The 10,106-nt window shown below is 64.4% G+C and carries 13 protein-coding genes and 1 tRNA gene; 10 read left to right on the forward strand and 4 right to left on the reverse strand.

Going from position 1 to position 10,106, the window contains the following annotated elements:
- The coding region (locus Q7U29_RS04190; protein WP_304738824.1) for a sodium/proton-translocating pyrophosphatase at nucleotides 1-1,023 on the forward strand (1,023 nt) is incomplete at its 5' end.
- Between the two features lie 93 nt (nucleotides 1,024-1,116).
- Here Q7U29_RS04190 and Q7U29_RS04195 read toward each other — a convergent pair.
- Nucleotides 1,117-1,713, reverse strand: coding sequence for a TetR/AcrR family transcriptional regulator (locus Q7U29_RS04195; protein ID WP_304738826.1), 597 nt, complete (start codon nucleotides 1,711-1,713; stop codon nucleotides 1,117-1,119).
- Between the two features lie 66 nt (nucleotides 1,714-1,779).
- Here Q7U29_RS04195 and Q7U29_RS04200 point away from each other — a divergent pair, with 66 nt between their 5' ends.
- Nucleotides 1,780-2,547 carry an SDR family oxidoreductase gene (locus Q7U29_RS04200; RefSeq protein ID WP_304738829.1) on the forward strand — a complete coding sequence of 256 codons (768 nt, stop codon included), beginning with the start codon at nucleotides 1,780-1,782 and terminating at the stop codon, nucleotides 2,545-2,547.
- A 216-nt stretch (nucleotides 2,548-2,763) separates the two neighbouring features.
- On the opposite strand, the gene Q7U29_RS04205 is transcribed toward Q7U29_RS04200, so the two are convergent.
- Nucleotides 2,764-3,765, reverse strand: a complete 1,002-nt coding sequence (locus tag Q7U29_RS04205) for a tripartite tricarboxylate transporter substrate binding protein (RefSeq protein ID WP_304738831.1) — start codon at nucleotides 3,763-3,765, stop codon at nucleotides 2,764-2,766.
- Between the two features lie 167 nt (nucleotides 3,766-3,932).
- Nucleotides 3,933-4,349 carry an outer membrane protein assembly factor BamE gene (locus tag Q7U29_RS04210; protein ID WP_370691693.1) on the reverse strand — a complete coding sequence of 139 codons (417 nt, stop codon included), beginning with the start codon at nucleotides 4,347-4,349 and terminating at the stop codon, nucleotides 3,933-3,935.
- 190 nt (nucleotides 4,350-4,539) lie between these two features.
- Here Q7U29_RS04210 and Q7U29_RS04215 point away from each other — a divergent pair, with 190 nt between their 5' ends.
- From Q7U29_RS04215 to Q7U29_RS04250, 8 genes are all read left to right on the forward strand, one after another.
- The gene (locus Q7U29_RS04215) at nucleotides 4,540-5,106 is read left to right on the forward strand and encodes a ubiquinol-cytochrome C chaperone family protein (protein ID WP_304738836.1); all 567 of its coding nucleotides are present in this window, start codon (nucleotides 4,540-4,542) and stop codon (nucleotides 5,104-5,106) included.
- Nucleotides 5,103-5,693, forward strand: a complete 591-nt coding sequence (locus Q7U29_RS04220) for a DUF177 domain-containing protein (RefSeq protein ID WP_304738839.1) — start codon at nucleotides 5,103-5,105, stop codon at nucleotides 5,691-5,693. The genes Q7U29_RS04215 and Q7U29_RS04220 overlap by 4 nt, the downstream gene beginning before the upstream one ends.
- 332 nt (nucleotides 5,694-6,025) lie before the next feature.
- Complete coding sequence (gene plsX, locus Q7U29_RS04225; protein ID WP_304738842.1) at nucleotides 6,026-7,087, forward strand: phosphate acyltransferase PlsX; 1,062 nt, start codon at nucleotides 6,026-6,028, stop codon at nucleotides 7,085-7,087.
- Complete coding sequence (locus Q7U29_RS04230) at nucleotides 7,084-8,061, forward strand: beta-ketoacyl-ACP synthase III (RefSeq protein WP_304738845.1); 978 nt, start codon at nucleotides 7,084-7,086, stop codon at nucleotides 8,059-8,061. Before plsX ends, Q7U29_RS04230 begins: the two co-directional genes overlap by 4 nt.
- 131 nt (nucleotides 8,062-8,192) lie before the next feature.
- The gene (locus Q7U29_RS04235; RefSeq protein ID WP_304738848.1) at nucleotides 8,193-8,525 is read left to right on the forward strand and encodes an integration host factor subunit alpha; all 333 of its coding nucleotides are present in this window, start codon (nucleotides 8,193-8,195) and stop codon (nucleotides 8,523-8,525) included.
- Between the two features lie 39 nt (nucleotides 8,526-8,564).
- On the forward strand, nucleotides 8,565-9,131 hold the full coding sequence (locus tag Q7U29_RS04240; protein WP_304738851.1) for a MerR family transcriptional regulator: 567 nt from the start codon (nucleotides 8,565-8,567) through the stop codon (nucleotides 9,129-9,131).
- A 305-nt stretch (nucleotides 9,132-9,436) separates the two neighbouring features.
- Nucleotides 9,437-9,514, forward strand: a tRNA-Pro gene (locus tag Q7U29_RS04245).
- A 56-nt stretch (nucleotides 9,515-9,570) separates the two neighbouring features.
- Nucleotides 9,571-9,795 (forward strand): DUF433 domain-containing protein, encoded by a 225-nt coding sequence (locus Q7U29_RS04250; protein WP_304738854.1) that lies wholly within the window; start codon nucleotides 9,571-9,573, stop codon nucleotides 9,793-9,795.
- Nucleotides 9,796-9,908: 113 nt separating this feature from the next.
- On the opposite strand, the gene Q7U29_RS04255 is transcribed toward Q7U29_RS04250, so the two are convergent.
- A partial coding sequence (locus tag Q7U29_RS04255) for a hypothetical protein (RefSeq protein WP_304738856.1) occupies nucleotides 9,909-10,106 on the reverse strand: 198 nt, incomplete at its 5' end.

Consider the following 10,106-nt stretch of genomic DNA (forward strand, 5'->3'; position numbering starts at 1 on the left):
TCGGTGACCGGTCACGGCACCAACGTGATCCAGGGTCTCGCGATCTCGATGGAATCGACAGCGGCTCCGGCCATCGTCATCATCGCCGGTCTCCTCGTCACCTACAGCCTCGCAGGCCTGTGCGGCATCGCGATTGCAACCACGACGATGCTGGCGCTGGCCGGCATGATCGTCGCGCTCGACGCTTTCGGACCGGTCACCGACAATGCCGGCGGCATTGCCGAAATGGCGGGTTTGCCGAAGGAAGTCCGCAAGGCTACCGACGCGCTCGACGCCGTCGGCAACACCACCAAGGCGGTCACCAAGGGCTACGCGATCGGCTCGGCCGGTCTCGGCGCGCTGGTGCTGTTCGCGGCCTACAATGAAGATCTCAAATTCTTCATCGCCAACGCCGCGAAGTATCCGTACTTCCAGGGCGTGCTGCCCGACTTCTCGCTCAACAACCCCTACGTCGTGGTTGGCCTGCTGTTCGGCGGCCTGCTGCCGTATCTGTTCGGCGCGATGGGCATGACCGCGGTCGGCCGTGCGGCCGGCGCGATCGTCGAGGAAGTGCGGCGCCAGTTCCGCGAAAAGCCCGGCATCATGCAGGGCACCGACAAGCCTGATTACGGCCGGGCGGTCGACCTTCTGACCAAGGCGGCGATCAAGGAAATGATCATCCCGTCGCTGCTGCCGGTGCTGTCGCCGATCTTCGTCTACTTCGTGATCTTCGCGATCGCGGGCGGCGGTGCCGCCGGCAAGTCGGCGGCGTTCTCGGCGGTCGGCGCCATGCTGCTCGGCGTGATCGTGACCGGCCTGTTCGTCGCGATCTCGATGACCTCGGGCGGCGGCGCCTGGGACAACGCCAAGAAGTACATTGAAGACGGACATTACGGCGGCAAGGGCTCCGACGCTCACAAGGCCGCGGTGACCGGTGACACCGTCGGCGATCCCTACAAGGATACGGCGGGTCCCGCCGTCAACCCGATGATCAAGATCACCAACATCGTGGCGCTGCTCCTGCTGGCGATCCTGGCGCACTGAGCGGCGCGACACGCGATCAAGAAAAAACCCCGCGGCGCGAGCCGCGGGGTTTTGTTTGGACGAATGCTGCGTCTCGCGACAACCCGCGCGAGATCACGGCCGCGATATGAAGTGGGCCATTGCTCGCAAGGTTGCTTCCGCCAGTTTTAGATCGCTGCGGCCGGCGCGAAGCTCAGGCGGCGGCTGATTGTCGATGAGAAGCTGCGCCAGGCCGTGGACCATCGACCATGCCGCCAGGGTAGCCTCGCGGAGAGACCGTTCGCCATAGGCGGCGGACACCTGTGGCATGAGCGCTAGCAAGCTGGTTTGCGCGGTGAGGTCCAGATCGCGATACGCCTTGCGGTCGATCTGATCGGAAAACATCAGGCGGAAAAGCGCCGGACGTTCCAGCGCGAAGCCTACATAAGCCAAGCCACGTCGAACCATCGCCTCTTCGGTCGACTGGGCGCCCTCGCCGGCATTGGCCGTTCTAGCCGACAGATCCTCGTAGCCCGCGATGGCGATCGCCGCGAGCAGAGCCTGACGCGTGGCGAAATGCCGGGACGGCGCGTTGTGCGACACGCCCAGCCGCCGCGCGATCTCGCGCAACGACAGGCTGGCCGGTCCGCTCTCAGCCAGAACCTCCATTCCGGTTGCAATCAGCGCGCGGCGCAGATCGCCATGATGATAGCTTTTGTCTGATGTAGGCATTGACAACATTTCTCTCTCATGATGTTGTTGCTGTCCACATTAGGCGGTTTGGGAGGGATTAGGAAGATGACGCGCGAGGTCTGGGTTGTCGGCGCCTCCAAGGGCTTGGGTAGGGAGCTGGCGCGCATCTACGCCAGCGAGGGTCGCACGGTTATCGGAATGTCCCGCGGCGTCCCACCCACCGAAGGCGACTTCGAAGCCTACCTGCAGCTCGATGTTTCATCGGCGCACGACGTGAACGCCATGATCGCCAGACTCTATGCGGCAGGCCGCCGGCCGGAGCTGGTCGTCTACATGGCTGCCTCCGTGTATCAAGGATCGATCACGGAGGAACCCGAGCATCTGCTGCGACGGCAGATCGACACCAACTACCTGGGCTTCGTCCACCTCTGCAAAGCGCTCGTCGCTCATCGTCCCGATAACCACAGGCTCAAGGTTGTCGCGACGGCCTCTACGCTGGCTTATGTCGGCTGTCCTTCGCTCGACAATTACAGTGCTTCGAAAGCGGCGCTTATCAGTTTCGCTCGGTCCGCGCGCGCCGAATTGAGCGCGCACGGGCTGTCGATCCAGATTGTTTCTCCGCCTCACATGACGAATGGCGGAGCCGATCTCGTCGGCCCGCAGCCATTTTCCGTCGCCTGGTCAGCCCGGCATTTCGCTCGGACGACAGATCGAAACTGCGGCGAAACCATCCTGGGACGAAGCAACGGTCTGATGGTCGCGATGAGCCGCTTCGCGCCGCGGCTCGCCGCAAGGATTATGCACGCCATTGGACTGGACGCGCTGCAACGGGGCGCCGTCCGGTTGGATCGATCGACAGCGCCTGAAACATAGCGCGCACGCGGTTACGGCAGAAACGCAAAACCCCGCGGTGTGAGCCGCGGGGCTTCTTGCGATTGGTCGGCTGGCGTTTCTCGGATGCTGCCGCAGCGCGCCGCGGTGTGGTGCGCTGCTGATCCGGGGTCCATGGAAGGACGTCAGCGCACAAATGGATCCCGGCTCTGCGGAGCAGCGCTAAGGGGCGCTGCACCGCGTCCGGGACACGGAGCCTCAGCCCGCGTCCATCTGCAGGCCTTCCTGCTTGATGATGGCGCCGAACTTCGCGGTCTCCGCAGCGATGAAATCGGAATATTGCTGCGGTGTGCCGTAATCGGTGCGGGCGCCGATCTTGGCCATGTTTTCCTTGATGTCCGCGCGCTCCAGGAACACCTTGATTTCCTTGTTGAGCGCATCGAGCACCGGCGCGGGCGGGGCCTTCGGCAGGAAGATGCCGAACCAGGACGACACGTCGAACTTGGCCAGCTCGGGCCCCGTTTCGCGCACGGTCGGAATCTTCGGCGCCAGCGCGGCGCGCTCCGGCGTGGTCACGGCCAGCGCGTTGAGCTTGCCGTCCTGCACCTGGGGCAGCGTCGGATAGAGATTGTCGAACAGGACCTGGATATCGCCGCCAAGCGCTGCCTGCAGCGCCGGGCCCGCGCCACGGAACGGCACATGCACCATCTTCAGTCCCGTCAATTGCAGGAACCACGCGGCGGTGAGGTGAGGGCTCTGCCCGATGCCGGAGGAGCCGTAGGTCAGCTTGTCCGGATTGGCCTTGATGTAGGCGATGAGCTCGGCGATCGACTTGATCGGCACCGACGGATGCGCCGAGATGATATTCGGGATCCGGATCAGGTTGCTGACCGGCTGCAACTCTTCGGGCTTGTACTTCATGTTCCGGAAGATGCTGTAGGCGATCGCATTGGGGCCGGGATTGCCGACCAGGATGGTGTGGCCGTCGGCCTTCTGGCGCACCACTTCGGCGGTGCCGATGGTGCCGCCGCCGCCGGAGCGGTTTTCGACGACCGCGGACTGACCCCATGCCGTCTGCAGATGTGCCGCCAGCAACCGTCCCATCACGTCGGTGGTGCCACCCGGTGCGGCCGGCACGATCAGGCGGACGGTTTCGGTGGGCCGCCAGTCGGCGCCGAGGCTCGCGCGCGGCAGAATGGCAGCCGCGGAGATCGCTGCGGCTCCCGTGAGCACACGGCGGCGGGAAATCAGTCTGGTCACATTTCGCTCCTTGTTTGGATGCTTGTTGGCGGGGAAAGCGTAGGGAATGCGCAAGCGGTCGGCAAGCCGGCGACTTGGCGCAGGCGTAGAGCCGACGGTCTTTTGACGTGATTTCGTTACGAACCGGTATTCGACCCGCATCAAATGCGGGCAGGCTTTGGCTCGCGCTAGTTGAAGCTGAGCAGCTTGAACAGCGGCGTCAGGTAGCTGAGCTCCTGGCCCGAGGTCGGCGTGGTGCGACTGATGAAGTCGAAGATCCGGCCATCCTGCAGCCCGTAATTGGCCAGCCGCTGCACCTGGCGATTCTTGTCGAAATAGATCGCGATCACGCGCTGGTCGACCACCTGCTGGTTCATGAACGCGACCTTGCGTTCGGAACGTTGCGAAATGTAGTAAAACACCTCGCCGTTCAGGGTGGCCACCGTGGACGGCGTGCCCATCACGATCAGCACCTGATCCTGGCTGGCGCCGATCGGAATTTGCTCGAGCGCGCCCGGCGGCAGGATGTAGCCCTTCTGGAACTGCTCGCCGGTGCAGGCGCCGAGCGCCGCGCATACCAGGCCGATCGCGGCGATGGCCCGCATGCCGCGCCAGCGCGCGGCGAGGCCGCGCGGAGAGGGCAGGCGGGAGGCTGTCTGGCTCACTTCAGTCATTCCGGAACTGGTCCCGTCCCCTTGCATCGCGCGAGGCGTTGACGTACCGGGCAGCACGCTGGATTGCAACATGCGCGGATACCCATGGGCAAACCTTTGGGGCTCGCTTGCGGAACCCACAATGCTTTGGCCGTTCAATCACTTCAGGAAACCCCGGATGCCCTCGCCGGGCACCATTGAGACCATCTATGGCATGATCGTGACGCAAGCGCGAGAACCGGTGTTTTATCGGGACTTGGGCGTGCTGGACACGGTTAACGGCCGTTTTGATCTGCTGGTGCTGCATTTGTGGATGGTATTGCGGCGGATGAAGTCGATGGCGGCGGGGGCGGACCTGTCCCAGGCGCTGTTCGATCGCTTCTGCGAGGACATGGACGCCAATTTGCGCGAAATGGGGGTCGGCGACGTCACCGTCCCGAAGCGCATGCGGGCCTTCGGGGAGGCGTTCTACGGCCGGGTCGCGGCCTACGATCTCGCCTTGAGCGCGGGCCGCGAGCCGCTGGCGCTGGCCCTCAGCAAGAATATCCTGAACGGCGAGCACCTCGACAAGGCCCGTCAGTTGGCCATCTATGCCGAGGGAGCGCTTGCGGACCTCGCGGCTCTGGACGAAGCGGCGCTGCTGGGCGGATCGTGGAAATTCCCTTTGCCAGCACAGACAGGCGTTCAAGCCATGGACAGCAACCGATGAGCAGAACCGCCAACATGACCGAAAAACCCGATCCCTGGCGCATTCCCGTCGTTGTGGCGCAGATCCCGGACACCGGACTGCATCGCGACCTCGAGGCCGACAAAGCGGTGCGAGAGGCCATCGCCGAGGTCGGCGGCTTGCGCGAAGTTCTCGCCGCCAGTGCGTCGCTCGACGTCACCCCGATGAGCGGCGGCCGCTTCCACGTCGAGGGCAGGGTCAGGGCCCGGATCGGGCAGACCTGCGTGGTGACGCTCGATCCGATCGAGAACGAGATCGACGAGCCGATCGACTGGATCTTCGCGCCGCCGGAGCAAATCCCTGAAATGGCCGACCTGGTCGAGGAGGCCGCCGAGAGCGACGTGGCAATTCCCGATCCGCCGGAGCCGATCGAGAACGGCGTGATCGATCTCGGCCGCATCGCGACCGATGCGCTGTATCTCGCGGTCGATCCCTATCCGCGCAAGCCGGATGCCGTGTTCGAGCCGCCTGACGTGCCCGAGGATCCCGAGGATCACCCGTTTGCCGCGCTCAAGGCGCTGCAGCTCGATGCCAAACCGCCCGGCCCGAAGAAGCCGGGAAAGCCTTAGGACAAGCTTTGCGGCAGCGCTGAAAACGGGCAGAGGGCTCGCTGAATCGGTCCCAACTTCGCAATCCCGTCGAAGCGGATTGGGCATCAGTGCAGGAATATCTCTTAATACGTTGAATTGGCTTGTATTATCGGTATTGTCCGATTCTGCGCCGACCCAACCGGTTCCGCAAAAGGTGGCGGTCAAGAGGTTGTGTCGGGCAGGGGACACGGTATTGTCCCGGCCCGGCCGGGGTGCAATAGCGCTTCGCCGATCGCCACCATCAGTGGCGATTTCCAGTCCGCGGCCGAGCGCTTCAAGACCGCAGCACAAGATCAGGTTTCCGGGTTTTCATGCCGAAAAAGGTTCGAATCGCGCTTGACGCCATGGGGGGCGATTTCGGTCCATCGGTCGTCATCCCCGGGGCCGCTGTCGCATTGACCCGGCATCCCGACAGCGAATTTCTGCTGTTCGGCGATCGGGCGCTGATCGCCCCTGAGCTTGAAAAACATCCGGCGCTGAAGGCGGCCTCTCGCGTCATTCACACCGACGTCGCCGTCAGCATGCATGACAAGCCCAGCCAGGCCTTGCGGCGCGGTCGCAAGACCTCGTCGATGTGGCTGGCGATCGACGCCGTCAAGAAAGGCGAGGCCGATGTCGCGATCTCCGCCGGCAACACCGGCGCGCTGGCGGCGATGGCGCGGTTCTGCCTGCGCATGTTGCCCGGTATCGACCGGCCGGCACTGGCGGCGATATGGCCCACGGCGCGCGGCGATTCGGTCGTCCTCGACCTCGGCGCCACCATCGGCGGCGACGCGCATCATCTCGTGGCGCTGGCGGTAATGGGCAGTGCGCTGGCGAGCGTGGTGTTCGGTCTGGAACGTCCGACGGTCGGATTGCTCAATATCGGTGTCGAGGAAATCAAGGGTCGCGAGGAGATTCGCGAGGCGGCGGAGCTATTGCGCGCGATGAACCTGCCGCAACTGGAATATATCGGCTTCGTCGAGGGCGACGGCATCGGCAGGGGCGCCGCCGACGTCATCGTCGCCGAAGGCTTTAGCGGCAACATCGCCCTGAAGGCGGCCGAGGGCACGGCGCGGCAAATCACCGAATTCCTGCGCAACGCCATATCGAGCAGCTGGCGCGCGAGGATCGGCTATTTGTTCGCCAAGAACGCCTTCAAGGCGCTGCGCGACAAGCTCGACCCCTCGAAATCCAACGGCAGCGTGGTGCTCGGTCTCAACGGCATCGTGGTCAAGAGCCATGGCGGCACCGACGCCGAAGGCTTTGCCTATGCGGTCGATGTTGGCTATGAGATGGCCCGCTACGACCTGATGAACAAGATCAAACAAATGCTCAATCGCGATGGCAGCGCGCCGGCTCAGGCGCAGACCTCGCAGGAGGCTGTCTCGTGACTGCAACACGTTCGGTCGTGCTCGGCTGCGGCTCCTATCTGCCGCAGCAGATCCTGACCAATGCCGAACTGGCGGCGCGGATCGACACCTCGGACGAGTGGATCGTGCAGCGAACCGGGATCCGGCAGCGCCATATCGCCGCCGAGGGCGAGTTCACCTCGCATTTGGCGATCAACGCGGCGCGCGCGGCGCTGGCCGATGCCGGGATCGACGCCCAGTCGATCGACCTGATCGTGCTCGGCACCTCGACGCCGGACCATACCTTTCCCGCCACGGCCGTGGCGGTGCAGGCCGCCCTGGGCATTCACCATGGCGCGGCCTTCGACCTTCAGGCGGTATGCTCGGGCTTCATCTTCGCGCTGTCGACCGCGGACAGTTTCCTGCGTACCGGCGCCTTCAAGCGCGCGCTGGTGATTGGCGCCGAGACCTTCTCGCGCATCCTCGACTGGAACGACCGCGGCACCTGCGTGCTGTTCGGCGACGGCGCCGGCGCCGTCATTCTGGAAGCGCAGCAGCAGCCCGGCGAGGCCAGCGACCGCGGCATCCTGACGACGCATCTGCGCTCCGACGGCCGCCACAAGACGAAACTCTATGTCGATGGCGGGCCGTCCTCGACCCGGACGGTGGGCTACCTCCGGATGGAAGGCCGCGAAGTGTTCAAGCATGCCGTCGGCATGATCACCGACGTGATCTACGATGCGTTCAAGGCCACCGGCACCACGGCGGAGGACATCGACTGGTTCGTTCCGCACCAGGCCAACAAGCGAATCATCGATGCTTCGGCGCACAAGCTGCATATTCCGCCGCACAAGGTGGTGCTGACGGTCGACCTGCACGGCAACACCTCGGCGGCATCGATCCCGCTGGCGCTGTCGGTGGCGGTGAAGGACGGGCGGGTGAAGAAGGGCGACCTGGTGCTGCTCGAGGCCATGGGCGGCGGCTTCACCTGGGGCTCGGCGCTGCTGCGCTGGTGAGCGCAGCATTAAAAAGTCCATCCATATTGTTGGATTCTTTCATGCTTCTGCATGGATGAGCGCTGTTGACCGTCGCGCGTTAAGCTCTTAATTTCAACTACATATTGTTCGCCGAGAGTGCGGGGCAGGCGATGACCGGAACCGGAAAAACAGTCACACGCGTCGATCTGTGCGAAGCCGTCTACCAGAAGGTGGGGCTGTCGCGCACGGAGTCGTCGGCGTTTGTCGAACTGGTGCTGAAGGAGATCACCGATTGCCTCGAGAAGGGCGAGACGGTGAAGCTGTCGTCGTTCGGCTCCTTCATGGTGCGCAAGAAGGGTCAGCGTATCGGTCGCAATCCGAAGACCGGCACCGAGGTGCCGATATCGCCGCGTCGCGTGATGGTGTTCAAGCCGTCGGCCATTCTGAAGCAGCGCATCAACGGCCACGCCGCCGGCAATGGCGACGGCAACAAGGCCGAGTAGCCGTAGCGTTCGAACAATCCTCCAACAGGGAGCGGGCATTTGGACAAGGCGCCCGATGCGTTCCGAACCATCAGCGAGGTCGCGGCCGACCTCGACATCCCCCAGCACGTGTTGCGGTTCTGGGAGACGCGGTTCAGCCAGATCAAGCCGATGAAGCGCAGCGGCGGTCGCCGCTATTATCGCCCTGACGACGTCGACCTGCTGCGCGGCATCCGCCGGCTGCTGTACGGCGAGGGCTATACCATCCGCGGGGTGCAGCGGATCCTGAAGGAACACGGCATCGGCTCGGTGCAGCGGCTGGCCGACGCCACCGCGGTGGCGAACTTCGGCGCCATCGAGGAAGCGGTCGGACGCAGCCTGTCGGAACGGGAGGAGGAGGAGGTGGCCAAACCCGGCCTCGACCTCGACGACGACGACTACGAGGCCGCCGACGGCATCGACTTCCGCCTGCTCGACACCGACGAGGACGGCATGCCGGCGCTGGACTCCGGCCCCATCCCCGGCGTCGCCGGCCCGCGCCCGCTCGACGTCGCGCGCCTGCAGAACGTGCTGGCCGACCTGATCGCCTGCCGCGAACTGCTCAATGCCGCGATGAAGGACGGGTAGGGGCGCTGGCGTACCTCGCCCCGCTTGCGGCACGCGCGCCGTAAGCACGAAGCACCAATGATCGCGTGCGACCGAACGGTTCCAGCGCCTGCCGCGGCGGCCTGCACCAGAAATCGCAAAAACAACCCCATGCAAAGAATGGCTAGACGGGCGGCACTCGTCCCGGCACAAGATGTAGTCGGCGTGGCGCCCCCCAAACCTGATCCATCCCTATGGGGCCACATCCTGAACCGGTCTTCCCGGCCGACCCGTGGCCCCGTCGCGCGCCTTGCGCGCGGGCCTGATCGAAGCTAATGGAACGACATCGGAGCGTGGCGCAGCCCGGTTAGCGCACTAGTCTGGGAGACTAGGGGTCGGAGGTTCAAATCCTCTCGCTCCGACCATTATTTCAGCTGAAATCACCTCAATACCGTTGCCCGCGTCTGGCGTGGAGCTTGGCATGAGCGAAACTCATCGCATCACCGTCGATCCAGCCCAGTGCGGCGGGCGGCCCTGCCTGCGGGGTCTTCGTATCCGCGTCAAGGACGTGCTCGATCTGCTCGCCGCTGGCGCCAGCCGCGAAGAGATTCTTGCCGATTTTCCGCTGCTGGAAGCCGGGGACATCACCGCCTCGCTTGAATATGCGGCGCGACAAAGCGACCATCCGGTCCTGCATCTTGCTTGATGCGCTTTCTGGTTGACGCCCATCGGTAGGATTGGATTGAGTTCTTCGCGAAACTCATCGCATTCGCCTGCGCCAACGATGACACCCTGCCTGCCGGAGGCAGCTCCGCCCCCTCAAGACACCCCGGCTTCCGGCAGATCGCCCGGAAACTCACCTAACTTGGCGAACGTCTTTTCGCGATGCGGTGCTTCGGCCACCGCTTCGATCAGCTCGAAATACAGCGTCTTGTAGGACAGCACGGTCACGCCCTCCGACCGCAACCTCGCCAGCGCGGCATCGGTGTTGGCGGCCGACGAGAACAGCACTTCCTC

It is taken from the genome of Bradyrhizobium sp. (assembly GCF_030654605.1).
Taxonomy (GTDB): domain Bacteria; phylum Pseudomonadota; class Alphaproteobacteria; order Rhizobiales; family Xanthobacteraceae; genus Bradyrhizobium.